General features: G+C 58.3%; 24 protein-coding genes. 11 read left to right on the top strand and 13 right to left on the bottom strand.

All coding sequences use genetic code 11. The features are described 5' to 3' along the window. Positions 1 to 66 precede the first annotated feature (66 nt). From NH395_RS06380 to gmk, 3 genes are all read right to left on the bottom strand, one after another. Positions 67 to 2196 (bottom strand): bifunctional (p)ppGpp synthetase/guanosine-3',5'-bis(diphosphate) 3'-pyrophosphohydrolase, encoded by a 2130-nt coding sequence (locus tag NH395_RS06380; protein ID WP_066315789.1) that lies wholly within the window; start codon positions 2194 to 2196, stop codon positions 67 to 69. Positions 2197 to 2224: 28 nt separating this feature from the next. After that, positions 2225 to 2485 (bottom strand): DNA-directed RNA polymerase subunit omega, encoded by a 261-nt coding sequence (gene rpoZ, locus NH395_RS06375; protein WP_066315786.1) that lies wholly within the window; start codon positions 2483 to 2485, stop codon positions 2225 to 2227. 89 nt (positions 2486 to 2574) lie between these two features. Further along, positions 2575 to 3207, bottom strand: a complete 633-nt coding sequence (gene gmk / locus NH395_RS06370) for a guanylate kinase (protein ID WP_253023272.1) — start codon at positions 3205 to 3207, stop codon at positions 2575 to 2577. A gap of 116 nt (positions 3208 to 3323) precedes the next feature. Here gmk and NH395_RS06365 point away from each other — a divergent pair, with 116 nt between their 5' ends. Beyond that, on the top strand, positions 3324 to 4019 hold the full coding sequence (locus NH395_RS06365; protein ID WP_253023270.1) for an extensin family protein: 696 nt from the start codon (positions 3324 to 3326) through the stop codon (positions 4017 to 4019). On the opposite strand, the gene NH395_RS06360 is transcribed toward NH395_RS06365, so the two are convergent. Beyond that, a complete protein-coding gene (locus NH395_RS06360; RefSeq protein ID WP_253023268.1) occupies positions 4016 to 5230 on the bottom strand; it encodes an MFS transporter in 1215 nt (404 codons plus the stop codon). The genes NH395_RS06365 and NH395_RS06360 overlap by 4 nt on opposite strands. Before the next feature lie 185 nt (positions 5231 to 5415). Between NH395_RS06360 and NH395_RS06355 the strand changes: the two genes are divergently transcribed. Beyond that, a complete protein-coding gene (locus NH395_RS06355; RefSeq protein WP_253023266.1) occupies positions 5416 to 6027 on the top strand; it encodes a DNA-3-methyladenine glycosylase 2 family protein in 612 nt (203 codons plus the stop codon). Between the two features lie 19 nt (positions 6028 to 6046). Here NH395_RS06355 and NH395_RS06350 read toward each other — a convergent pair whose 3' ends face one another. The 3 genes from NH395_RS06350 to NH395_RS06340 form a co-directional block, all read right to left on the bottom strand. After that, a complete protein-coding gene (locus tag NH395_RS06350; protein ID WP_253023264.1) occupies positions 6047 to 6922 on the bottom strand; it encodes a pirin family protein in 876 nt (291 codons plus the stop codon). A gap of 100 nt (positions 6923 to 7022) precedes the next feature. Beyond that, entirely contained in the window at positions 7023 to 7598 is a 576-nt protein-coding gene (locus tag NH395_RS06345) for a histidine phosphatase family protein (protein ID WP_253023262.1), read from the bottom strand. Positions 7599 to 7808: 210 nt separating this feature from the next. Next, the gene (locus NH395_RS06340; protein WP_253023260.1) at positions 7809 to 8849 is read right to left on the bottom strand and encodes a zinc-dependent alcohol dehydrogenase family protein; all 1041 of its coding nucleotides are present in this window, start codon (positions 8847 to 8849) and stop codon (positions 7809 to 7811) included. Between the two features lie 135 nt (positions 8850 to 8984). On the opposite strand from NH395_RS06340, the gene NH395_RS06335 reads away from it, so the two are divergent. From NH395_RS06335 to NH395_RS06325, 3 genes are all read left to right on the top strand, one after another. Continuing rightward, positions 8985 to 9464: an Lrp/AsnC family transcriptional regulator gene (locus tag NH395_RS06335; protein WP_253023258.1), complete on the top strand. Its 480-nt coding sequence runs from the start codon at positions 8985 to 8987 to the stop codon at positions 9462 to 9464. A gap of 145 nt (positions 9465 to 9609) precedes the next feature. After that, positions 9610 to 9903 (top strand): helix-turn-helix transcriptional regulator, encoded by a 294-nt coding sequence (locus tag NH395_RS06330; protein WP_253023256.1) that lies wholly within the window; start codon positions 9610 to 9612, stop codon positions 9901 to 9903. After that, on the top strand, positions 9893 to 11182 hold the full coding sequence (locus NH395_RS06325; protein WP_253023255.1) for a type II toxin-antitoxin system HipA family toxin: 1290 nt from the start codon (positions 9893 to 9895) through the stop codon (positions 11180 to 11182). The genes NH395_RS06330 and NH395_RS06325 overlap by 11 nt, the downstream gene beginning before the upstream one ends. Before the next feature lie 256 nt (positions 11183 to 11438). Here the strand turns inward: NH395_RS06325 and NH395_RS06320 are convergent, their stop codons facing one another. Further along, positions 11439 to 12317 (bottom strand): YicC/YloC family endoribonuclease, encoded by an 879-nt coding sequence (locus NH395_RS06320; protein WP_253023254.1) that lies wholly within the window; start codon positions 12315 to 12317, stop codon positions 11439 to 11441. Positions 12318 to 12476: 159 nt separating this feature from the next. Here NH395_RS06320 and rph point away from each other — a divergent pair, with 159 nt between their 5' ends. Then, entirely contained in the window at positions 12477 to 13199 is a 723-nt protein-coding gene (gene rph, locus NH395_RS06315) for a ribonuclease PH (RefSeq protein ID WP_199825172.1), read from the top strand. Positions 13200 to 13288: 89 nt separating this feature from the next. Here the strand turns inward: rph and NH395_RS06310 are convergent, their stop codons facing one another. Next, positions 13289 to 14056: an exodeoxyribonuclease III gene (locus NH395_RS06310; protein ID WP_066315746.1), complete on the bottom strand. Its 768-nt coding sequence runs from the start codon at positions 14054 to 14056 to the stop codon at positions 13289 to 13291. A 138-nt stretch (positions 14057 to 14194) separates the two neighbouring features. On the opposite strand from NH395_RS06310, the gene pyrE reads away from it, so the two are divergent. Beyond that, positions 14195 to 14860 carry an orotate phosphoribosyltransferase gene (pyrE, locus tag NH395_RS06305; protein ID WP_066315744.1) on the top strand — a complete coding sequence of 222 codons (666 nt, stop codon included), beginning with the start codon at positions 14195 to 14197 and terminating at the stop codon, positions 14858 to 14860. Between the two features lie 4 nt (positions 14861 to 14864). On the opposite strand, the gene NH395_RS06300 is transcribed toward pyrE, so the two are convergent. Next, positions 14865 to 15335, bottom strand: a complete 471-nt coding sequence (locus tag NH395_RS06300) for a tRNA (cytidine(34)-2'-O)-methyltransferase (RefSeq protein ID WP_092824920.1) — start codon at positions 15333 to 15335, stop codon at positions 14865 to 14867. Between the two features lie 95 nt (positions 15336 to 15430). On the opposite strand from NH395_RS06300, the gene rep reads away from it, so the two are divergent. After that, the gene (gene rep, locus NH395_RS06295; protein WP_253023253.1) at positions 15431 to 17500 is read left to right on the top strand and encodes a DNA helicase Rep; all 2070 of its coding nucleotides are present in this window, start codon (positions 15431 to 15433) and stop codon (positions 17498 to 17500) included. 114 nt (positions 17501 to 17614) lie between these two features. On the opposite strand, the gene NH395_RS06290 is transcribed toward rep, so the two are convergent. Continuing rightward, positions 17615 to 18058 (bottom strand): c-type cytochrome, encoded by a 444-nt coding sequence (locus NH395_RS06290; RefSeq protein ID WP_253023252.1) that lies wholly within the window; start codon positions 18056 to 18058, stop codon positions 17615 to 17617. A 339-nt stretch (positions 18059 to 18397) separates the two neighbouring features. After that, a complete protein-coding gene (locus tag NH395_RS06285; protein ID WP_253023251.1) occupies positions 18398 to 19303 on the bottom strand; it encodes a GNAT family N-acetyltransferase in 906 nt (301 codons plus the stop codon). A gap of 90 nt (positions 19304 to 19393) precedes the next feature. Between NH395_RS06285 and NH395_RS06280 the strand changes: the two genes are divergently transcribed. From NH395_RS06280 to NH395_RS06270, 3 genes are all read left to right on the top strand, one after another. Continuing rightward, entirely contained in the window at positions 19394 to 20059 is a 666-nt protein-coding gene (locus NH395_RS06280; RefSeq protein WP_066315735.1) for a response regulator transcription factor, read from the top strand. Beyond that, positions 20056 to 21471, top strand: a complete 1416-nt coding sequence (locus NH395_RS06275; protein ID WP_253023250.1) for an ATP-binding protein — start codon at positions 20056 to 20058, stop codon at positions 21469 to 21471. Before NH395_RS06280 ends, NH395_RS06275 begins: the two co-directional genes overlap by 4 nt. Positions 21472 to 21556: 85 nt before the next feature. Continuing rightward, positions 21557 to 22156: a CBS domain-containing protein gene (locus tag NH395_RS06270; protein ID WP_253023249.1), complete on the top strand. Its 600-nt coding sequence runs from the start codon at positions 21557 to 21559 to the stop codon at positions 22154 to 22156. 66 nt (positions 22157 to 22222) lie between these two features. Here the strand turns inward: NH395_RS06270 and nhaD are convergent, their stop codons facing one another. Further along, complete coding sequence (nhaD, locus tag NH395_RS06265; RefSeq protein WP_234346747.1) at positions 22223 to 23641, bottom strand: sodium:proton antiporter NhaD; 1419 nt, start codon at positions 23639 to 23641, stop codon at positions 22223 to 22225. Positions 23642 to 23741 lie beyond the last annotated feature (100 nt).

The raw sequence follows: 23741 nt of genomic DNA, 5'->3' as shown, positions 1-23741 counted from the left end.
GATCATGGTGGTCTCGCCATGGCTAACGCTGCCAGCCATGGGCCAGCAGGTCGCCACAGCGGGCACTTAATTTGCCATGCGGGTTATTTTGCTGACGTTAGGCAGGTTGCGAATACGTTTCATGATGCGGGCAAGGTGAACACGACCCTTTACCGCAAGCGTGAGGTTCACCGTGGCGAGACGCGCATCGCGCTCTTCAATCCCGATGCGTTCGATGTTGGCATCCGCATCGGTGACCAGCCCGGCGAGTTGCGCCACGATCCCTCGGCGACTTTCGATTTCGATGCGAAGGACAACCGGGAAGTCTTCGTCGATGTTCTCTGACCATTCCAGCGCAAAGACTTTATCGGGGTCGTCTCTGTCCATCAGGTTTTTACATTCAGACCGGTGTACCACAAGCCCTTTACCCATCGAAAGGTGGCCGATGATGCTATCGCCGGGCAGCGGGTGGCAACAGCGGGCAAAGTTGATGACCATGCCCTCGCTGCCGCTTATCACCACCGGTTTATGGTGGGTGCCCTCGTTAATCTGCTCGCTGGGATGACCGTCCGCAACATCCACCAGGCGCCGCGCGACGACGTGGGCAACGCGGTTGCCAAGGCCCAACGACTCTAACAGTGCCTCTTCCGACGACACGTCGAGTTGCTCGAACGCACGGCTTATCACGGTCGGCTCCAGCTCTTCCAGGCTGGTATTGAAAGGGGCCAACGCCTTGTTCAACAGCCGCCGCCCGAGCATCACCGCTTCGGTATGCTGCTGATGCTTGAGGGCATGACGAATGGCCGAGCGCGCCTTGGCCGTGGTGACAAAGTTCAGCCACGCCAGATTGGGACGAGCCCCGGGCGCCGTGATGATTTCCAGCGTCTGGCCACTCTCGAGACGCGTGGAAAGCGGCGCCAGATGGCGATCGATGCGGCAGGCGATGCAGTGATTGCCGATATCGGTGTGCACCGTATAGGCGAAGTCGATCACGGTAGCGCCCTGGGGCAGCTCCATGATGTCGCCCTTGGGGGTAAACACGTAGATATCGTCGGGAAACAGGTCGTTTTTGACGTGCTCGATGAACTCCAGGGAATCCCCGGCGTGGCGCTGCATCTCCAAAAGCCCTTTCACCCAGGCCCGGGCGCGGGCATGGCTGCCTTCGGCGATCGGATGGGAGGTTTGCCCGGCTTTATACAGCCAGTGGGCGGCGATGCCGTTATTGGCCATGGCCTCCATTTCCCGGGTGCGAATCTGCACTTCGATGGGCATGCCCCGCGCGCCAAACAAGGTGGTGTGAAGGCTCTGGTAGCCGTTGGCCTTGGGAATCGCGATGTAGTCCTTGAAGCGCCCCGGCACCGGCTTATACAGATTATGCACCACGCCCAGAATGCGATAGCAGCTGGCCACATCGTCGGTGATGATGCGAAAGCCGAACACATCCATGATTTCGACAAAGGGTTTGCGCTGGTCGCGCATCTTGCGATAGATCGACAGCAGATGCTTTTGGCGACCGACGACCGTACCGCTCAGGCCTTCGTCGTCGACGCTTTTTTGCAATGTCGCCTGGACTTCCCGCATCGCACTGCGCCGATGCCCGCGGGCGTTGGAGACAGCCCGCTTGATTCGCTCCGACCGCATCGGGTGGATCGCCTGAAAGGACAGGTCCTCGAGTTCGACGCGGATGGTGTTGATACCCAATCGCCCCGCAATGCGGGCATAGATTTCCAGAGTTTCACGGGCGATGCGACGCTTTTTGTCTGGGCGCAGTGCGCCCAGGGTGCGCATGTTATGCAGCCGGTCGGCGAGCTTGACGATAATCACGCGGATATCCCGCGACATCGCCAGGACCATCTTCTGGAAATTTTCCGCCTGGGCGACGGCTTTATCTTCGAAGGTGATCTGTGTCAGCTTGGAGACGCCGTCAACCAGTTCCGCCACTGGCTCGCCGAACTGGGCGCCGAGCGCTTGTTTCGATACGCCGGTGTCTTCAATCACATCGTGCAGCATGGCAGCCATCAAGCTTTGATGGTCCATGTGCATGTTGGCAAGGATGTTGGCTACCGCCAGCGGGTGGGTAACGTAAGGTTCGCCGGAGCGACGCCGCTGACCGTCGTGGGCCTGCTCAGCGTAATAAAAGGCGCGTTTGACCTGTTGAATCTCGCCGGGGGGTAAGTAGCCGCCGAGTCGGTCGGCCAGGTCATCAATGGTAAACATTCACCGCGCCTCTAATCGGTCGTGAATCCTAGTCGTCGATTTGTGCGCTGGGAGCCATTGCTGGACGAGCGCGAACAGGTGCTTCAACCGGTTCGTCCAGTACCGTGTGATCGACCAGGCCCGCCGCGATTTCACGCAGCGCCATGACCGTGGGCTTGTCATTTTCCCAGGGTAGCTGTGAATCGCGCGTGCCCCGCGCCAGCTGGCGAGCACGCTGGGTGGAAATCATCACGAGCTTGAAACGATTTTCGACATGATCAAGACAATCTTCAACGGTGACGCGAGCCATGGGTGCCTTCCTGTAATAACGATGCTGGATCGTGTCCGTGTGAGGTCAAACGGGTCGATCCAGCTAAAGAGGGTGTAGAACCTTGTAGATTACTCGACGCCGGGCGCCTGTGACAAGAGCGTTGCCAGCAAGGAGGCGTGGCGTTCGCTCATTAGCGGGCACGCCAGGCGACGGCTGATGACCAACGACTGCAATTCCTGCAGAGCCGTCGTGAAGTCATCGTTGACCACCAGGTAGTCGTATTCGTCATAGTGCGACATTTCGCTGATCGCATCACGCATGCGTCGCGCGATGATGGCGTGCTCGTCGGTCCCCCGGCTGGCCAGGCGACGCTCAAGCTCGCTGCGCGACGGCGGCAGTATGAAGATCGACACGGCCTCGGGCATTTGTTCGCGCACCTGACGCGCGCCCTGCCAGTCAATCTCGAGAATCACGTCCTGGCCAGCATCAAGTACCGTTTGAGCCGCCTTGCGCGAGGTACCGTAGTAATTATCGAAAACCTTGGCGTACTCAAAGAACTCGCCGCGTGCAATCATTTCCTCAAAGGTCGCCGCATCGGTGAAGTGGTAATTGACGCCATCCACCTCACCCTCGCGCTTGGCCCGGGTGGTGTGCGATACCGACACCTGGATGCCATCGAGGCTTTCGATCAGCTCGCGTACCAGGCTAGTTTTACCCGCCCCCGATGGGGCAGAAACGATAAACAGTGTACCTTGGGACATACGCGCTTCCCTTGTTGGCGAGGTAAACTCGTGCGATTAAAGCAGTGTAGAAAAGTGACGCAGTATCGCACACCCATCGCGACGACTGTAGCGTTTCGCAGAACAGGGAGGTCACGATGCGAAGTACCTGGCTGATACTGGCGTTGATCGTGCTAGGCGTTGTCCTGCAAAAGGGAGTCATCGAGATTCCCCGCCACTGGTCACCCTGGGCACCGCTTCACGTCGACGATCCAATCACCCCGATCACGTCGCTAAAACTCCGCCGCCTGGAAAATGACCGTGACGGTTGCCTGGCAGCACTGGAAAGCGTGCCGGATGACGCCTTGCGCTATTCCCCTCTGGCCGACTACACCCCCGTGGAGAACTGCCCGCTTGAGAACGTGGTGCGCCTTGAAGCCAGCGGCGTCGGGTTCAACCAGTCGTTCGTGGCCAGTTGCCCCCTGGCCTTGGCCTGGGTGATGTTTGAACGCCACGCACTGCAACCCAGCGCCGAGACCATTCTCGGCACCCGGGTACGCCAAGTCGACCATGTGGGAAGTTTTGCCTGCCGCAATGTGTATGGGCGTGAAAGCGGGCGGCGCAGCGAACACGCCACCGCCGAGGCGCTTGACGTGAGCGGCTTTCACCTCGCCAACGGTGAGCGCATTACCCTGCTTGAGGACTGGGGCAACAATGGGCCAGCGGGAGCGTTTCTGCGCGACATACGCGACGATGCCTGCGACTTTTTCGGCAACACCCTGGGCCCCGACTACAACGCCGCCCACGCCGACCATTTTCACTTCGGGATGCGCGGCTTTCGCCTCTGTCGTTAGGTTGCATCCGCCACGCGAGCCGGGGGATAACGTTTCTCCAGCCAGCGCCCGGCGGCAAACAGCACGAGCCCGCACAGCGCCAGCCCGGTTCCCACCAGGCCGGTGCTAGACCAGTTGAAGCCCGCGCTGATGACTAGCCCGGCAAGCCAGGCCCCCAGCGCATTGGCGCCGTTGAAGGCCGCGTGATTGAGCGATGCCGCCATGGTTTGGGCATCCTCGGCGACGTCCATCAAACGGGTTTGCAGCGAAGGCGCCAGCGCCATGCTGGTGCCCACCAGCCCCACAAACAGCAGCCCCGACCAGACATTATTCGCCGCGAAGTAAAATAGCCCCTGGATCACCGCACACCACAGCAGAATAGATGGAATTGCGCGCATGAGGTTTTTATCCGCCAGACGCCCGCCGATCAAATTCCCGGCAATCGAGCCCAGGCCGAAGATTACCAGCACCAAGGGCCCAAGCGCTTCGCTCATGCCCGCCTGCTGGGTCAGCGTCGGCATCACGTAACTGAAAATGGCGAACATGCCGCCGCAGCCAATACAGGCGATGGCCAAGGTCACCAGCACGCGCTGCTTGACCAGCGCCGACAGCTCACGCAGTGGGCTCGCCAGGGCATCAACGGGCTGAACCGGTACGTAAAACCGGGTCAACAGCGCGGTAAGCAGCGCAATGCCGCCTACCGCGGCAAAGGCAATCTGCCAGCCGAAAAAGCTCCCGGCCCAGGTGCCCAGGGGGGCGCCCACCAGAATCGCGACTGTCAGACCCATCATCACCCGGGCAATCGCCCGTGCCCGCTGGTCGATGGGCACCGCCCCGGCGGCCACCAGAGCGGCAATGCCAAAGTAGGCACCGTGGGGCAGCCCGGCGATAAAGCGCAGGCCCACAAACGACCAGAAGCCCGGCGCCATGGCACTGGCAATATTGCCTACGGCAAACACCAGCATCAGCGCGATCAGCAGCGCTCGCTTGGGGACCCTTGCCGCCAGGGCGGAAATCAGCGGCGCACCGACCACAACGCCCAGGGCGTAGCTGCTGATCGCATAGCCCACCTGGGGCACAGTGATGGCCAGATCCTCCGCGATGCGGTTCATCAACCCCATGATGACGAACTCGCTGGTGCCGATGCCAAAGCCGCCCAGCGCCAGCACAAATTCAGCCAGCCGCGGGTTACGCGCCAGCCCTTGAGACGACGATGCCGTCGATTCCTGCATGCTTATCTCCTTGGGATACCGACCGTTGGTATCGCGATGGCGCAAATGATCGCAGGATTAGACGAAAGTAGAAACACACCGCGTTTAAAAAGTTAGCGGGCGAAAGGGAACCTCCGCATGGGGTTAATCCCATTCGTGTTCTAGCTTTGTTAGTGTGTTTTTATTTCTCAATACTCGAGACGCTGATGACCCCAGATACCATCGAACAGGCTATGGTAGCTCTCGCCAAGGCCGACCCGGATATCGCCCGCGCTTACCCCCTCGTGGGTGCGCCTGAACCACGACAGCGCGATCAGGGCTTTGCGACGTTTTTCAGTACCATCGTCAGTCAACAGCTTTCCACTGAGGCCGCCCGCGCCATCATGGGCCGCGTCAATACGCTGCTCCCCGAGCTCCATGCCCAGGCGGTGATCGATATCGACAGCCAGGCGCTGCGCGATGCCGGGCTCTCCTGGCGCAAGATCGAGTACGCCAAGGGCCTGGCAGAAGCGGAGCTGGCAGGCACCTTTAGCGCCGATGGGCTTGAGCAGCTAAGCGACGACGAGGCGATTGCCGCAATTACCCAGCTGCGCGGCTTCGGTCGCTGGAGTGCCGAGATCTACCTGATGTTCTCGCTGAAGCGCCGGGATATTTTCCCCGCCGACGATCTGGCGTTGCGTGTGGCACTCGGGCGCTTGAAAGGTATGGATGACAAACCCACACCCAAGCAGGCCCGCCAGTTGGTCGAGCCCTGGGCACCCTGGCGCACGGTGGGGTCGCTGTTCTTGTGGCACTACTATCGCGGTGAACCCTTGTAAGGACTCTTTTAAACTCTTTTTAGGCGTCTAACCCACCAAATTTGCCGTTTTGGTAGTCTTCCACCGCCTGGACGATCTCTTCACGGGTGTTCATCACAAAGGGGCCGTGTGAATAGACGGGTTCGTCGATCACATCGCCGTGACCAAACAACAGGCGAGCATCGCTGCTGGCTTCAATCACCAGGCTATCGCCTGCGCGGTCTACTTCGATCAGATGGTGGGGTTGAACAGGTTCACCGCCCACCTCCAGGTCACCATCTACTACATACAGAAAGACCTGCCGCCCCGATTCAACCGGCAGCGTTTCGCGTGTACCCGCAGGGAGCTTAAGCGTTGACATAAATACGCCGGTCAGCGAATGGATGGGGCCAGTCTGCTTATCCCACTGCCCGGCGATCAGGTGTAGCTCACCGCCGCCCGGCAGCGCCAGCGAAGGAATGTCGTCATGCTGGAGCCCCACGTAGTGCGGCTTGCTCATCTTCAAGCGCGCCGGAAGATTGACCCAAAGCTGCAGGATCTCCAGCGGGCCACCGTCACGCAGGAACTCCTCCGGCGAAATTTCCGCATGCACGATACCGCTGCCTGCCGTCATCCACTGCACGCCACCGGCGTGAATCACGCTTTGATGCTGGGTGCTGTCAGCATGGGCCAGCGAGCCTTCCAGAATAAAGGTGACGGTCTCGAAACCCCGGTGCGGGTGTGGGCCGAATGGCAAGCCACCGTTATTGGCCGGGTAGGTCTGCGGCCCATGGTGATTGAGAAACAGGAACGGATCGAGCTGTTCAAGCTGCGGCCCCGGCAATGGCCGACGGGTGACCAGATCGCCGATATCGTCGCGCCTGGCCGGGTGTTGGGCGATGACATGACGCGTTGTGGGGGTCTTATCGGATGACATAGCTAACTCCTTATCGATATCCCCCAGCGTAAAACCCCAGCGCGCCCATGAGGAGCGAATAATTTGGCCCGATTCATTGAAGGAAATTGGTAGAAACCGGCTACGGCGCGCGAACGTCCAGCCGGCCCACTACCTCCAGCCCACCCGCGGCCGGGCGCACGACCAGCATCTCACCCGAGCTAACCCCCCGCCCGGCCAGCGCCGAGATATTCACCTGATGGGTTACCAGCAGCATGTTGCCTGACTTTTCCCAGGCGGCTATCTGCTCAAGAGCAGCTTGGGTGATGACGTCCCGATCACCGCGTCCGCGAAAGAACGAGTCCAGCCACGGCGCAGGCTCGACGTCGCCCAGCTGCATGAGCTCGGCGGTATCCCGCGCCCGGCACCAGCGCGACGCGTACACCTCATCGATGGGAATGTTCCGCTCGCGAAATGCCTCACCCGCCAGCCTCGCCTGGGCACGCCCCTGCTCTGAAAGGTTGCGCTGCGTCTCACAACGACCCCGCTCGAACCCGGGCGGGTCGCCAACACCTGGCGCCAGCGAATGACGCATCAAAATCACCAGGCCCCCTTCCTGCAGGGCCTGCCAGATTGTGTCGTTGGCCTGGGCGGTGACAGGCAGCAACCCCAGTACACTGAGCAACAGGGTTAACGTAAGTTGGCGTAAGGTAGGCATGGGGATTGTCCTTCAACCATTGATGAAGTATTGACCAAGCGAACGGCAACGGGCATGTGATACCCATCAACCTTCCCACTTCAAGACGTGGCAGGCATTTGCTACGCCAAAGCCTAAACGACTTGGCGCGGCGATACGCGCTGACCCAGCCAGCCCCAATTCAACGAAAGACTATCTTCCTCATCAGCAGCAACGCTCAAGTCCGCTTTCTCAAAATTCGGTCACTACCGTCACGCCCGCCCCTTCAAACTTATCCATGTTCATCAGCGCATCTATCGACTGCTCAAGAGTAATCCGTTTGCCGATCAGCTTTTCAGGCGCCAGCTTGCCAGACTGGATCATCGCCAGCATGGCGCCGTAACGATGCGCCTGAATGCCATGACTGCCGAGTATTTCAAGCTCGTTGGCAATCAGCTGGCTCATGGGAATAGCCGGTGTGCTGTTCTCCGCCAACATCAGCCCGACCTGAATATGCTTGCCCCGTTTACGCAGGTTGCTGATGGAGTTAAAGCAGGTGGTCGGGTGTCCTAGCGCATCCAGTGACACGTGAGCGCCTCCCCGGGTTATGTCCGCCACCGCCTCTACCACATTGGCCACCTTGGCGGCATTCACGGTGGCAGTCGCGCCCAATTGGCGAGCCAGAGCAAGCGCTTTTTCCGAAATATCGATAGCGACAACGTTAGCGCCGATGGCGTTGGCAATCATCACGGCGGATAGACCCACACCGCCGCAGCCATGAACCGCTACCCACTGCCCAGCCGAGGTTTGGCCCTGATCGACCACCGCCCGAAAGGAGGTGACGAACCGACAGCCCAGGCTTGCCGCTGTGGCAAAGTCGAGCGTTTCGGGTAGCGCGACCAAGTTGACGTCGGCGTAGTGAATACTCACATACTCGGCAAAGGACCCCCAGTGCGTGAAGCCGGGTTGGAACTGACTATCGCACACCTGATGGTTCCCGGCGTGGCACTCAGGGCAAGTGCCACACCCCCCGACGAACGGCACCGTAACGCGATCGCCAATGCGCCATTGTTTGACGTCCTTGCCAACCGCTTCGACAACGCCTGCCAGCTCGTGCCCCGGCACATGAGGGAGCTGGATATCGGTATCGTGCCCCACCCAGCCATGCCAGTCGCTGCGGCATACCCCGTTCGCCATCACCTTCACCACCACGCCATGCGGTTCTGGCGCCGGATCTGGCACCTGCTGTATGTGGGGAGGGGCGGAAAACTGCTCAAAAACAACGGCTTTCATAAACGACTCCTGCGCGGTATCCATTGTTTTACTATAACCAACCGCCCCTGAAATTACTTTTCCGATGGATGGACACACAGGCTAATTTTGAATCACTCTTTCTTTTAAACGCATAAACCTGAAAGAGATTTTCAAATGAGTCGACTGGACAAAATAGACGCCCAACTAATCGATAGCCTTCAAGCCGATGGTCGGCTATCCATCGCCAAGCTGGCCGAGCGGCTGGGAATGAGCGAAGCCACCTGCTGGCGGCGTCATAAACGCCTGGAGGAACTGGGCGTGATCGAAGGCTACCAAGCCACGCTGAACCGCCGACAGCTAGGCGGCAGCGTGCTGGCCTTTGTGCAGATCACCTGTACCCAGCACAGCGAGGCGGCCACCGCGGAGTTCGAACGCGTTATCCAGGCCAGCTCCCGGGTGCTCAGCTGCCATAACACCACCGGCGAGGCGGACTTCCTCTTGCAGGTCATCGCCCAGGACCTCGATGACTACAGCCGCTTCGTGGAAAAAGTGCTACGCCAGCTGCCGGGAGTATCGAGCATCCGCTCCAATATCTCCCTGCGGGAAATGAAGGCGACGAGCCACTTGCCGGTTGGGGAATTGCTGGGGCTATGAGCGGGGTGGTTGGGGAGGGGCCAGTCGAACAACGTCAGCAGCAGGCTGCAGCACGAAAAGCAATAAAAAAGATACTATAATATCCATATTAAGCCTAAAACATCTATAATAGATACAGGGGTATCTTTTATAGGAATGTTAACTTATGCACCGTTTTCTGCTGTTAGACGATACAGATGTCCAGCAAGCCTTTGCGACTCATCTGCGTAGCTTACGCGAACAGGCCAAGCTATCCCGTGCAGCACTGTCTGAACGCAGCAATGTGCCCGCCCCAACCATCAAGAAATTTGAGCTCACCGGGCAAATCTCGTTTCGCCAGCTACTGTTGCTATGGCAAAGCCTGGACGACTTGGCGCGGCTATACGCGCTGACCCAGCAAGACGCATTTAACGCAAAGATACCTTCCTCGATTGATGAGGTACTCAAAGATGGCTTCTAAGCCCACGCAGCGGCTGAACGTGACACGCACACTATCGACAGGAGAACAGGTTGCTGCTGGCGTATTGGCGCAAAACCGCCAAGGGGTATTTTTTCAGTACGCAGAAGGCTATACGGAACAGCATGGCAATCTATCGCCCTTTACTTTGCAGCGCGACCTGGCGCTTCAGCCCGCACCTAGAACGCCCCATCAAGGGCTTCACGGCGTATTTGGCGACTGTTTACCCGATGGCTGGGGGCTGCTGCTGCAAGACCGTGTCTTTCGTCAGCATGGCATAGCGCCTACACAGCTTACGGCGTTGGACCGGCTGGCATTTGTTGGTCAACGTGGCATGGGTGCACTGACGTTTGAGCCAGCATCAGAGGCAGCGCCGACACAGAGCGATAACGAAGATCTGGCGACACTCGGCCTTGAGGCACAGGCCGTTTTCGATGGGCAAACGGAAGACGTACTCAGCGCCTTGGTCGCAGCGGGTAGTTCCGGTGGGGCTAGACCGAAAGCACAGCTTTTCATGCCGCCTGGCCAATCGAAGGAATGCAGAACCTATGCTCAGCCAGAGGATGACGCCTGGCTGGTCAAATTTACCTCTCAACACTTGCCACTGGGTCACGACGAGGGGCTTTGCGAAGCGGCCTACCTGGATTTGGCCAAAACAGCAGGCCTTGAGCCGCCCGAATGGCAGTTGCTGCGCGTACCTACGCCGCAGGGTGAGCGCGCCTGGCTTGCCATCAAACGGTTTGATTGGATCCATCAGACAAACCCTGCGGGGCGTCTCCATATGCACAGCGCCTGCGGGCTGCTGGATGCCGATTTCCGAACCCCTAGCCTGGATTACGCCGACCTAATCAAGGCAAGCCGCCAGCTGTGTCGATCCCCCGCCGTAGGCCAGCTGCAATTCCGACGTGCGCTGTTTAACCTGTTTGCCTGCAACCAGGATGACCACAGTAAAAACTGGGCGTTTCTCCAGGATGATGCAGGCCAATGGAAACCAGCACCGTTTTATGATGTGACCTTTAGCCCCCACCCTTTTGCAGAACACGCCACTGCCTATATGGGCTTTGGCAAGCAGCCCTCGCTAAAAGCCATCCAACAGCTCGCCACCCATGCAGGCTTTGCCAACTGGAAACAGGCTCAGCCGCACGTTCAGGAGATCGCGGACGTTATTGCCACCTTCCCGGCTGTGGCAAAAGACCTGGGTGTGAAAGCCAGCACCATCGAGCTGATCACCCAGCGATTGAATCAAGCGTGGCGGGAAAATAAGGGGATTTTAATCAGTTGAAGGTGGTGCATTTGATGCTGATCATCTCTACTGAATCAACGCACTCCTGCCCGATAGTTGTCTGGCTCTAGCCAAAGTTGCTGCCAGAGATCGCCTTTCAGGCAATAAAGCTTGGGCCCTTTGCGGAAATTGAATAGCCGAAACAAATTTTTGTTATAACGCTGCCCGCTCAGTTCAGCCACCAACATCTATCGATACGTCGCGACAATGGCCTCGACTTCGCTTGTGCTCCAGGGTGTTGCTCGGCTCATATCCCTTACTCAATATTCTGAATCTGTTCCCGCATCTGCTCGATCAGCACCTTCAACTCCACCGCGCAGCGGGTCGTCTCGGCGACAACGGATTTAGACGACAGCGTATTGGCTTCGCGGTTGAGTTCCTGCATCAGGAAATCCAGACGACGACCTTTGGGGCCTTTCTGTTTCAGTTGACGACCGACTTCATCGACATGGGCCGTGAGACGGTCCAGTTCTTCGTCCACATCGGCCTTTTGCGCCACCAGCACCAGCTCAGCTTCAAGGCGTTGCGGGTCGAGGTCGGTCTTGGCGACTTCTAAACGCTCCAGCAGGAGGGCGCGCTGGCGCTCAAGAATCTGCGGCAGCAGGCTACGCACGGTGGCTACCTGCTCGCTTACGGCGGCAAGCCGGGTGGTGATCATGACGGCGAGTTTCTCTCCCTCACGGGCGCGGGCGTCAATGAGCTCATCCAGCGCCTGGTCGAACAGCGTCTTGGCAGCCGAGGTAATGGCCTCCTGATCAAGGTGCTGGGTTTCCATGACCCCGGGCTGGTTGAGTAGCGCAAGGGTGGTCGGCGGCTCGGCGCTGGGTACCTGCTGTTGAATAGCCGCCAGCGCATCGGCGATCTCTTTTAGCCGCTGAGCGTTCACGGCAGGCGCCTGATGGGCCTCGGCGGCTTCAAAGCGCAGGCTGCACTCGACTTTCCCCCGTGCCAGCCGGGTACGCAGCGCTTCTCGCAGCGTCGGCTCCAGGTCGCGCAGGGCATCGGGCAGGCGGAAATGCGGTTCTAAATAGCGCTGGTTCACCGAACGGATTTCCACTTGAAGCGTGCCGAAGGGGGCCGCCAGCTCGGTGCGGGCGAAGGCGGTCATGCTGTGTACGCGGTTTGAAGCAGCCATGGTACATCCTGTTAATGAACAACGGTCTATATAGCATTGCGAACAGTCTAACCGATAGCCCCATCAGCGCACGCCCAGACGTGTACAATGGGGGGCTTTTCCTTGTTACGCGTTTATTGAGAGGTATTATTTGTGAGCAGTGCTAAGCGTCCTGATGTTGTGCGTCCCAGCGGTCGCGAGGCCGACCAGCTCCGTGATATTCGCATAACCCGCGATTACACCCGCCATGCGGAAGGCTCGGTCCTGGTGGAATTTGGCGATACCAAGGTGCTGTGTAATGCCAGCGTGGAAGCAGGCGTACCGCGCTGGCTGCGCGGTAAAAATCAGGGTTGGATTACCGCCGAGTACGGCATGCTGCCCCGCGCCACTCACTCACGCAGCGACCGCGAAGCCACCCGGGGCAAGCAGGGCGGCCGTACGCTGGAAATTCAGCGCTTGATCGGCCGCAGCCTGCGCGCCGCCGTGAATTTGAAAAAGCTGGGTGAGTTCACCATTACCGTCGATTGCGATGTCATCCAGGCCGACGGCGGCACCCGCACCGCCGCGATTACCGGCGGCTGTGTCGCGCTGGTGGATGCCATCCGCTACCTGCAGCGGGATAAAAAGATCAAAGGCGACCCCTTCAAGCAGCTGGTCAGCGCGATTTCGGTGGGTATCTACAAAGGCGTGCCGGTGCTTGACCTGGACTACCCGGAAGACAGCAAGGCCGACACCGACCTGAACGTGGTGATGACCGAAAGCAGCGAGTTGATCGAAGTGCAGGGCACTGCCGAAGCAGGCGCATTCAACCGCGCCGAGCTGAATGCCATGCTCGATCTGGCTGAGAAAGCTGGCGACGAGCTACGAGAAAAGCAGCGCGAAGCGCTGGGTATCCGAGGCTGATCAAGCGCTAGCCACAACGCCACAAGCCGACCCAAGGTCGGCTTGTGGCTATTTACCTGCGAACAGACAGCGACGCGGGAAATACGCGTCTAAAGCGCCAGGTCGTACTCGACGATCAACGGGGCGAACTCGGAGAAGGTCGCGTCGTAATCGATCCACGCGTCGACCACGTGGCGGCGGAAGTTGGGACCGACCAGTTGGTAGTCGATCCGCCAGCCTTCCTGGCGCTCACGGGGAACTTCCTGGTGAAGCTTCGGCCACCAGGTATATTCACCTGCGTCGCGGTTGATTTCGCGGAAGGTGTCGATAAACCCGGTTGGGCCAAGTACCTGATCCATCCAGGCGCGCTCTTCCGGGCGGAAACCCGAGGTGAGCTGATTGTCGGACCAGTTGGCCAGGTCGACGGTCTTGTGGGCAATGTTCCAGGTACCGCAGATGATGTATTCGCGGCGTTTGCGCGACATCTTGGTCAGGTACTCCTGGTATTGATCCATGAACGCCTGTTTGGCTTTTTGGTCGCTCCCGTCGGGCATCAGGAAGGTTGCGATGCTGAAACGGTCATAGTCCGCCTGCAGAAAGCGCCCTTCGTGGTCACACTGGGGGAAGCCAAGGCCGTACATGATCGCCTTGGGGATTTGACGGCAATACAGTGCCACCCCTGAGAAACCATCCTCTTCGGCATCCAGGAAGTAGCCTTCGTAGCCTTCCGGATACAGAATATGGTCGCTCAATTCAAAACTTTTTGCCTTGATGTTCTGCACGCAGACCACGTCGGCATCCTGCTGAGCCAGCCAGTCCAGGAAGCCACGGTCGACGGCATCACGTATACCATTGACATTAATGCTGGCAATTTTCATAAATCGTCCCTTTTGCGTCGCTGCTGTATGATACCCGACGTTTAGACGTTTGGGTAAATAGACAAACCAAATCTTGCTATTTACCTGCTTTTTATTGTTGCCTTTGCCCCAACTTTTGATCGACAAGGGAAGACCGCCGTGGCCACCACTCTACAACCCTACCAGCGCGATTTCATTGCTTTTGCCATTGAGCAGGGGGTGCTCAAGTTCGGCGAATTCACGCTTAAATCCGGGCGTGTAAGTCCTTACTTCTTCAATGCAGGCCTGTTCCAGACCGGCCGCGCGCTCGCCAAGCTGGGCCGCTTCTATGCTCAGGCGATCGTCGATAGCGGCCTTGAGGCCGATGTGCTGTTTGGCCCGGCGTACAAGGGCATTCCCCTGGCGGCGGTGACTGCCGCGGCCCTGGCTGACCACCACGACCGCGACATCCCCTATGCCTTTAACCGCAAAGAGGCCAAAAGCCACGGGGAAGGCGGCAACATTGTCGGCGCACCGCTTGCCGGTGATATTCTGATTATCGACGACGTGATTACCGCGGGCACCGCTATTCGCGAGGTAATGAGCCTGATCGAGCAGAATGGTGCTCGCGCAGGGGGCGTGATCATTGCCCTGGATCGTCAGGAGCGTGGCCAGGGCGAACAGAGCGCGATTCAGGAAGTACAGTCTCAGTACGGCATGCCGGTGGTCAGTATCGTGACGCTTGAGCAGGTGCTTACCTATCTAGAGGAGCATGCCGGTGGCGAGATGCTGGCCTACGCCGAGGCCGTTCGGGCGTATCGTGACCGCTACGGAATTGCCGACTAAACGGCTAAAGTGCTAGGGCGCCTGCGTAGTCTTGCTGGCGCCATGCCTCATAGCTCACGATAGCCACCGCGTTAGAGAGGTTTAGGCTGCGGTTATTGGGCTGCATGGGAATGCGCAGCTTTTGCTGGGCGGGCAACGCCGCGTGAACCTCGGGCGAGAGCCCGGCGGTTTCCGAGCCGAACAGCAGCACATCGCCTGGCGCATAGGGTGCGTCGCTGTGGGCACGGGTGCCTTTCGTGGTGATTGCCCAGATGGTGCGTCCCTGCATGGCGCTTTGAAAGGCGCTAAAATCAGCATGGCGCGTCACATTGGCAAGATCACGGTAGTCCAGCCCGGCGCGGCGCAGCTTTTTCTCTTCCAGATCGAAGCCCAGCGGCTCGATCAGGTGTAATCGGCAGCCGTTGTTGGCCACCAGGCGCATGATGTTGCCCGTATTGGGCGCCATCCGTGGTTCAAATAAAGCGACTTCAAACATTAACACCTGCCTATTGTTAGCCCATTATGCGTCTACACAGCGCCGCTGATTATAATCGAAACCGCCCTGCAACACGTTAGAGGTTACCCGTCGCCATGACGCCCCAGCCGCCAAAGAGCATCCTTAGCCGCATCAACGGGCTCAATCCGCGCCAGCAGGAAGCCGTGCGCTATATCGATGGGCCCTGCTTGGTCCTGGCAGGGGCAGGCTCCGGCAAAACCAGCGTGATTACCACCAAAATCGCTTACATGGTGCAGGAATGCGGTATGAGCGCGCGTAAGATCGCCGCGGTGACCTTTACCAACAAGGCCGCCCGGGAGATGAAAGAGCGCGTCGGGCAAATGCTGCACGGCAAGGAAGGCCACGGACTGACGGTTTCCACCTTCCACACCCTGGGGCTGAACATCATCCGCGGTGAGCTGAAAACCCTGGGCTACAAACCCGGCTTTTCGCTCTTCGACCCGGAGGATGCCAAGGCGCTGCTGCGCGATTTGATGAATAAGGACGCCCAGGTAGACGCCGAACAGATCAACGCGGTGCAGGGCAAAATCTCCCAGTGGAAAAACGATCTGATGCTGCCCAGCGACGCGCTGTCGTTTGCAGCGGATGACGACGAGCACTTTGCCGCACGGGTCTACGAAGCCTATGTGCGCCATCTGAAAGCCTATAACGCGGTGGATTTTGACGACCTGATTCTGCTGCCGGTGGTCCTTTTGCAGCGCGACCCGGAAGCCCTGGCCCGCTGGCGCCGCAAGATCCACTACATGCTGGTGGATGAGTATCAGGACACCAACGTTTCCCAGTACCTGCTGGTGAAGCTACTGATGGCCGAACGGGCCACCTTTACCGTGGTGGGCGACGATGACCAGTCGATTTATGCCTGGCGGGGTGCCCGGCCGGAAAACCTGATTACCCTGGGCGAAGACTTCCCGCGCCTGAAGGTGATCAAGCTGGAGCAGAACTACCGCTCCACCGGCACGATCCTGCGCGCTGCCAACACGTTGATTGCCTATAATCCCCACGTCTACGAAAAAACCCTGTGGTCGGAGATGGGCGACGGCGCTTCCATTCGGGTCATCGTCAATCGCCACGAGGAAGCCGAAGCGGAGCGCGTGGCCAGCGAAATGTTTACCCGGCGCATCAAGGAAAAAGCCGAATGGCGAGACTTTGCCGTGCTTTACCGGGGTAACTTCCAGGCCCGGCTGCTGGAGTTAAAGCTGCAGCATTACCAAATCCCCTACAAGCTATCCGGCGGCACGTCGTTTTTCTCGCGCAACGAGATCAAGGACACCATGGCCTATCTACGGCTACTGATTAATCCCGCCGACGACAACGCCTTTTTACGCATCGTTAATGTGCCGCGCCGGGAAGTCGGCCCCGGTACCGTCGAGAAACTGGCCAACTACGCCACCGAGCGCTCGATTTCGCTGTTTGCCGCCTGTCATGAGCTTGGCCTGGAGCAGGTGCTGCCGACCCGAGCCGTGGAACGGTTGTCGCGTTTCACCCACTTTATCGACGGCGTACGCAAGCGCATGGACCAGGGCGATGCCATTGCCGCTATCCGCGACATGCTGCGGGACATGGATTACGAAGCGTGGCTGTACCAGAACGCCAGCGCACCGACCGTCGCCGAGCGACGCATGGCCAACGTGTGGATCTTGATCGACCAGTTGGAAAAGTCGCTCAACCGCGACCCGGAAGATGATACAGCGTCCGAAGCCACCGAAACCGATAGCGTGGAAGCAGCGATATCACGCCTGGTGCTGCGCGATATCCTCGAGCAACAGGCGGAAGAAGACGACTCCGATCGGGTACAGCTGCTCACCATGCACGCCTCCAAAGGGTTGGAGTTTCCCCACGTTTATCTAATGGGCCTGGAAGAAGACCTGCTGCCTCACCGCAACGCCATTGAAATGGACACGGTGGAGGAAGAACGTCGTTTGGCCTATGTGGGCATTACCCGCGCACGGCGCACGCTGACCTTGACGCTTGCCCGCCAGCGCAAAGCTTACGGCGAGTTGATGGACTGCCAGCCCAGCCGCTTCCTGGACGAATTGCCTGATGAAGACCTGGAATGGGAAGGCCGCGCCGATAAGGAAGACCCGGAGAAAAAGCAGGCCCGGGGGCAGGATGCCATTGCAGGGCTGCGTTCTTTACTTGGCTGAGGGGTACTTTAAACCAGAAGTGCAAGCAAGATTCGGCGCTTATAAATTGTCCACAGGCGGTCAGCCAAAACCGCTTGTGGACAATTTAAATAAGCACAAAGAGCAACGCCCAGTTTATTCGGCCTCGGCGACCATGTAGTCGACAACCGCCTGGATTTCTTCGTCGGAAGCACTACTGCCCCCGCGCGCGGGCATGGCGCCTTTGCCCTCATACACGCTTTGGTAGAGAGCCTCGGTACCTTGCTCAAGACGAGATGCCCATGCCTCGGTGTCCCCTAACCCTGGTGCTCCCGCCGCGCCGCTATCATGGCACGCCGCACATCCCACACTGCTATACAGCGAGGCGCCATCCAGTTCTCCATCACCGCTTTCAGTATTGGTGGCGGCTTCTGCTTGCGCCGCTTGGGTGCCACAATCCTGGCCCTGTAAACAAACGCTACCTACCGGCGCCAACCGCTCCGCAATCGCTTCACGGGAGGCATCAGCGACGGCACCCGACCCGCTCAGCATGGCAATCCCAAGCGTAACAAGACCTTTTGCTATCTGCTTAACGTTCACTCGCACCACCTCTTATTTATTATTGTCGGCGTCTGGGCGGCTGAAGTTCAAAGGCTACCAATACGCCTACTTAATGAATATAAGGGCCTGTTGACGTTTCAGCGCGAACCGCTTTGTGGTGCAACCCGTAGGGCTGGGCCCGTTTTTATCCGCGGCGGCGTTAGTCGTCGTTCATTTGGAGCCAACAAACATCTCTCCTCCTGCCTTGCCGCGAATAAAAACGGGCGCCAGCGCGGCCGCGAGTGAAACGTCAACAGGCCCTAGCAGTATAGTGGTAATTCAAAGTGCCACAAAACCCGCCACGCCTGCCGGGTCAACGCGGCAACGACGCCTTGACGACTAGCCTTGCCAGGCCATGACGTACTGCTGGGCATATTCGCTGAAGCCAGCGTGCCTGTAGAGGTTAAACGCCGGCAGGTTTTCATGATCTACCGAAAGCAATAACTCCAATGCGCCCGCCTGCTGGGCAAGGGCCAAGGCATGGTTGAGAATATGGCCGCCCAACCCGCGACGTCGCCATTCAGGCACCAGCCCCATCAGCATCAGTTCCCAGCGGTTAATCTCGCTCCGCGGTGCCAACAGCAAGGCGCCGATGGGCGACGGCGATTCATCCACATACAGCGCATGCCAGTGAACGGGCGCGTGAGAATCTTGCGCATAAAAACCTGCCAGTAAGTCATTGATCGACAAGATATCGCGCAACCCACGGCAGTCCAGCGAATCCTGCCCAACCGCGGCCATCAACGCATGCTCCTGAGCCGCTGTCAGTCGATCCCATGGTGCCCAATGCAGTTGGGTGAACGGCGCCGCGGCAGGAAAACGCTGGCCCACATCCGCTTTCAAACAGCGCAGCGATACGAGCGGCTGCATGCCATGGGCGATTAATTGCGCTTGCTGGTGGATCGCCTCTGGCGCCAGCTCGATGTGACAAAGCGTTAAGCGTTGCTGCATGACCCAATGCCGCGCCGTCTCGATCAACGCGCTTATGTGATCACCCTGTGCATTGGGTAGCCACAACTGCGCCATATTCTGTGGCAGCCGCTGTACCCAGACAACGCCGTTGATACGCCCTTTATCCAGGCTTACCCATAAGCTCTGCCAAGCCGTTTCCGGTTCCTTCAGCATCGGCTTTAGCGCCTCGGTCAATGCTTTCTGTCCCTTCGACGACTGCGATTTGGCCAGATGCAGAAGTGCCTCGCGGCGATGCTCAGGCGGGCATAGGATAATCTTTGAGGTATGTGCCATAGACGCTACTATCGTTGTCATCCATTGTGTTTATCTGACCATCATATTCATCTGAATCGGTAAACTCACCCAAGGACATCATCTCTCATCATGCGCATCCTATTGGTAGAGGACGATTCAAGTTTAGCGTCTGGAATCCGCCTGGCGCTTAAACCTGAAGGGTACACGGTTGATCATCTCAGCGATGGGGTGAGTGCCCGCTCAACGTTGCTGGAAGGGATGCCCTTCGATGCCGTGATACTCGACCTGGGGTTACCCCGCCTGGATGGCGTCGACGTGCTCAAAGCCGTAAGACGGGAAGGTAACCAGGTACCTATTCTGGTGCTGACCGCCCGTGATGCGGTCGATGAGCGAATTGCTGGCCTCGACGCCGGCGCCGATGATTACTTGATCAAACCGTTCGATGTCACCGAGCTTACTGCCCGGTTGCGCGCTTTATTAAGACGCAGCCATGGGCAGGCCCGTTCGCTGCTGGAGTGTCAGGGGATACGCTTTGATCCGGTCACGCTCAAGGTAAGTTATCAAGGACAAGAGGTGTCACTTTCACGCCGCGAACTGACGCTGTTACAGGAATTCATGAGTCACCCTGGACGTGTGTTCACACGCGATACCTTAACCCAATTGGTATACGGATGGGATGAGGATGTCGAAAGTAATGCCATTGAAGTCCATATTCATCATTTGAGGCGCAAGTTTTTTCCCCATGTCATACGTACCGTACGTGGCATTGGTTACGTGATGGATAACCCCGAATGAGCTCGATCCAATACCGCACCCTCACCTTGGTGCTCCTGGTCTTTGGCATCAGTACGCTGGTGATCGGGGCGATCAGCTACCGCTATGCCGCGCATCAAATAAGCGAGCTTTCAGATGCTCGACTTGCCCAACATGCCCGGCTTCTCGAAGGCATGGCGCAAGCGTCTGGACTGAGTGATGATCGCAAAACGATGCTGAGCAATATTGAAAACGCATTACAGCAGGCCGAATCGGCCGATTCGCCCTACGGGCACCGCTACTCAAGCCGGCTCGCCTTTCAGCTGTGGGAAAACGATCAGCTATTGCTAGGTTCCTCAAATGCGCCCGATATCCCCCTCCGCCAGCAGGACACGGGCTATGCGAACCTCACCATTGACCAACAGGCATGGCGGATTTATGTCTTGAATCAGCCAGAGACGAATCAACGAATCGTCGTCGCCGAACGCGAAAACAGCCGCGGTGAATTGAGCCGTTCGATCGCCCTGCGCACCTTATTACCTGAGCTGATAGGCTTGCCCCTGGTCGCATTGCTGTTGTGGTGGTGTATCGGCTGGGGGTTAGCACCATTGTCGCGAATGGCCGAGCAGACACAGACCCGCGGCCCCCAAAACCTTCAGCCTCTATCACTTACGTCACTGCCGCAAGAGCTAGCCCCGATCGCCAGCGCGTTAAATCAATTACTGGCGCGTATCCGTCAGATACGCACCCGCGAAGAGCGCTTTATCGCTGATGCTGCCCACGAATTACGTACGCCACTCGCCGTACTGGACCTGCACGCGCAAAATGCGTTGAGCGCCCATAGCCATGAAGACCGTAAAGAGGCACTTGATCACCTGCGCGACGGCGTTACCCGCGCCACGCGAGTGGTGAGCCAGCTGCTTGCCCTGGCTCGTCTGGCGCCGGAAACCGAGATACAGCGCCACTACCGTCCAGCCAACTTGCTCATCGAAGCACGTGAAACCCTCGCCGAACTCTCGCCGCTAGCCGCCGAACGCCAACAGCAGGTGACCCTGCATGCCGATGAAGCGCTGGACTGGCAGATGGAAGCAGAGCCCGGTGCCATTGAAACCGTGTTGCAGAATATTGTGGGTAACGCTTTCCAGCATACACCCACTAAAGGCGTCATCGACATCGCCTTAACCGCTGCCGCTCATCACATCACAATCTGCGTGGATGACCAGGGGCCCGGCATCCCGGAACAGGCATACTCAAAGGTGAGAGAGCGCTTCCAGCGTGCCGGGCCAGGCGCCGGGGCAGGCTTGGGGCTATCCATTGTTGACCGTGTGGTTAAACGCCACAACGGTGAGTTCACCATGACCCGCGCACCTCAAGGAGGACTGCGCGTATGCATTACACTTCAGCGTTTTCCTTCTCGCCACGGAATGACCTTGATCGCCCCCGACGGTTCTTAAGGTTGTCATAAGAATACCGTGCAAATGTGACGTAACGGCAGGACATCTGTTGTTTGCCATTACATCACTTAACGCAGGTACTCTGATGAACCAGATAATCTTTTCCCCCAAACCTTTAATCCAACTGGGGTCAACGCCAACGCTGGTTGTCCCGAAGAAGCCGTCGTTATCGCCACAAAGCCCGGCTATCAGCGTTCTGACCGATTTTAGCCAGGTACGCCCCCAATGGGTTGATAGCGATACCCCGGTTGATCAGGCCCACCAAAAGATGCGCGATGCGGGAGTGCGGTTATTGTTTGTCATGGATAGCCATGAGCACTGTATCGGGGTGATCACGGCCAAAGAGATCATTGGCAAGCGGCGGATCAATATCGCCATGCAGCAACGCCAGCTGAGTCAAGAGGACATCACGGCCGAAATGATCATGACGCCCTGGCACAAATTAAGCGCTATGCCGCTTAACCAGCTCTCGTCGCTGAGCATCGAGGATCTAGTGATATCAATGGAGAGCTTTACGGATCAGCATTTGCTGATTATCGAACATGATGACCACCACAACCCCAGCATTCGCGGCATCATTTCAGCCAGCGATATTCAGGCGGCGATCGGTAAGACGATCAATACCATCCCGAGGGCACAAAGCTTTGCGGATATCTGCCACGTCATAACAGGCCACGATATTTAAGCAACGCACGGCTTTCATTCTCCCGCCCGCGCGTGTCAACGCGCGGGCGGTTGTATTGATACGGGGCTAAAACAACCCGGCATTTAACCAAAGGTGGGTAAGAATACTGGCGATATAGCCCAGCATGATGGCTGGCGCCCAACGCAGATGACGGGCAAAGGTATAAATACCCCTGGCCTGGCCCATCAGGGCCACGCCCGCGGCAGAGCCCATGGATAGCAGACTGCCCCCAACACCTGCCGTCAGCGTGATCAGTAGCCAGTTACCCAGCGACATGTCCGGTTCCATCGAAAGCACCGCGAACATCACCGGGATGTTGTCCACCACTGCGGAAATCAAGCCCAATACCACGTTGGCCCACACCGGATTCCAGCTGCCGTATAGCGTCTCCGACAGCAGGCCGAGATAGCCGATAAAGCCCAGGCCGCCCACACACATCACCACGCCGTAGAAAAACAGCAGCGTGTCCCACTCTGAGCGGGCAATCCGGCTGAAGATGTCGAAGGGAACCACACCGCCCAGTTGCTCGAGTTTTTTCCAATCGCCGCGGCGGGAATAACGCTCACGCTTGCGTTCCAGGGAGCGTGGCAAGCTGCGGCGCAGGTAGTAACCAAAGAACTGCAGCAGACCAAGACCGAACATCATGCCCATGGCAGGCGGCAAATGCAGCACGGAGTGGCAGAGCACCGAAATCGCCACGGTGATCAGGAACAGCACGACAATACGCCGCGCGCCGCGCTTCAACCATACGTTTTCCGACAATGCTTCAGGTTTTCGATTGCGAATAAAGCAACTCATGATCACCGCTGGCACCATGAAGTTGACGATTGACGGCACCAGCAAATGGAAGAAATCACCAAAGGCAACCTGGCCGGCCTGCCAGACCATCAGTGTCGTGATATCGCCGAAGGGACTGAAGGCGCCCCCCGCATTGGCGGCCACCACCACGTTAATACAACAAAGGCTGATAAACCGATCATCGCCCTCAGCCACCTTCAGGACCACGGCACACATCAGCATCGCCGTGGTCATGTTGTTGGCGATCGCTGATATACCGAATGCCAGGACGCCGGTAATCCAGAACAGGGTGCGATAGCTAAAGCCTTTACGCACGAGCCAAGAACGCAGCGCATCAAATACCCGGCGCTCTTCCATGGCGTTGATATAGGTCATCGCCACCAGCAAAAACAGCAGCAACTCAGCGTATTCAAGTAGCGTTTCACGGAAGGCGGTTTCCGCCTCTTGGGGCAACCCCGCCTGGACGTACACCCAGGCCACCAATGCCCAGATCAAACCAGCAGCCACCAATACCGGCTTTGATTTGCGCATGTGCAAAAGCTCTTCGGCCATGACTAACGCATAGGCGAGCACAAATATGGCCACAGATAAGATACCGGCGATAGAACGGGTTAGGTCGAGCGACCCGGCAGCGGCATAAGATAAGGAAGGTACAACGAGGCAGCAGAATGCAAACAACAGGCACATCGCTCGGCGGCTATGGCGCCCGGCGATGTGGTAATCGGGTGGTTTCATGGCGGAGAAGTCCCTGCGGTAGAACGGAGGAAGGAAAAACCGCCACAATAAT

Origin of the sequence: Halomonas sp. Mc5H-6, assembly GCF_024124705.1 — a bacterium.
Taxonomy (GTDB): domain Bacteria; phylum Pseudomonadota; class Gammaproteobacteria; order Pseudomonadales; family Halomonadaceae; genus Vreelandella; species Vreelandella subterranea.
This window is presented reverse-complemented; position numbering and strand designations above follow the sequence as displayed.

Coding starts and splice junctions, on each gene's coding strand:
- NH395_RS06380 (WP_066315789.1), bottom strand. CDS start 2,196: ATGTTTACCATTGATGACCTGGCCGACCGACTCGGCGGCTACTTACCC.
- rpoZ (WP_066315786.1), bottom strand. CDS start 2,485: ATGGCTCGCGTCACCGTTGAAGATTGTCTTGATCATGTCGAAAATCGT.
- gmk (WP_253023272.1), bottom strand. CDS start 3,207: ATGTCCCAAGGTACACTGTTTATCGTTTCTGCCCCATCGGGGGCGGGT.
- NH395_RS06365 (WP_253023270.1), top strand. CDS start 3,324: ATGCGAAGTACCTGGCTGATACTGGCGTTGATCGTGCTAGGCGTTGTC.
- NH395_RS06360 (WP_253023268.1), bottom strand. CDS start 5,230: ATGCAGGAATCGACGGCATCGTCGTCTCAAGGGCTGGCGCGTAACCCG.
- NH395_RS06355 (WP_253023266.1), top strand. CDS start 5,416: ATGACCCCAGATACCATCGAACAGGCTATGGTAGCTCTCGCCAAGGCC.
- NH395_RS06350 (WP_253023264.1), bottom strand. CDS start 6,922: ATGTCATCCGATAAGACCCCCACAACGCGTCATGTCATCGCCCAACAC.
- NH395_RS06345 (WP_253023262.1), bottom strand. CDS start 7,598: ATGCCTACCTTACGCCAACTTACGTTAACCCTGTTGCTCAGTGTACTG.
- NH395_RS06340 (WP_253023260.1), bottom strand. CDS start 8,849: ATGAAAGCCGTTGTTTTTGAGCAGTTTTCCGCCCCTCCCCACATACAG.
- NH395_RS06335 (WP_253023258.1), top strand. CDS start 8,985: ATGAGTCGACTGGACAAAATAGACGCCCAACTAATCGATAGCCTTCAA.
- NH395_RS06330 (WP_253023256.1), top strand. CDS start 9,610: ATGCACCGTTTTCTGCTGTTAGACGATACAGATGTCCAGCAAGCCTTT.
- NH395_RS06325 (WP_253023255.1), top strand. CDS start 9,893: ATGGCTTCTAAGCCCACGCAGCGGCTGAACGTGACACGCACACTATCG.
- NH395_RS06320 (WP_253023254.1), bottom strand. CDS start 12,317: ATGGCTGCTTCAAACCGCGTACACAGCATGACCGCCTTCGCCCGCACC.
- NH395_RS06310 (WP_066315746.1), bottom strand. CDS start 14,056: ATGAAAATTGCCAGCATTAATGTCAATGGTATACGTGATGCCGTCGAC.
- NH395_RS06300 (WP_092824920.1), bottom strand. CDS start 15,335: ATGTTTGAAGTCGCTTTATTTGAACCACGGATGGCGCCCAATACGGGC.
- rep (WP_253023253.1), top strand. CDS start 15,431: ATGACGCCCCAGCCGCCAAAGAGCATCCTTAGCCGCATCAACGGGCTC.
- NH395_RS06285 (WP_253023251.1), bottom strand. CDS start 19,303: ATGGCACATACCTCAAAGATTATCCTATGCCCGCCTGAGCATCGCCGC.
- NH395_RS06280 (WP_066315735.1), top strand. CDS start 19,394: ATGCGCATCCTATTGGTAGAGGACGATTCAAGTTTAGCGTCTGGAATC.
- NH395_RS06275 (WP_253023250.1), top strand. CDS start 20,056: ATGAGCTCGATCCAATACCGCACCCTCACCTTGGTGCTCCTGGTCTTT.
- NH395_RS06270 (WP_253023249.1), top strand. CDS start 21,557: ATGAACCAGATAATCTTTTCCCCCAAACCTTTAATCCAACTGGGGTCA.
- nhaD (WP_234346747.1), bottom strand. CDS start 23,641: ATGTGCCTGTTGTTTGCATTCTGCTGCCTCGTTGTACCTTCCTTATCT.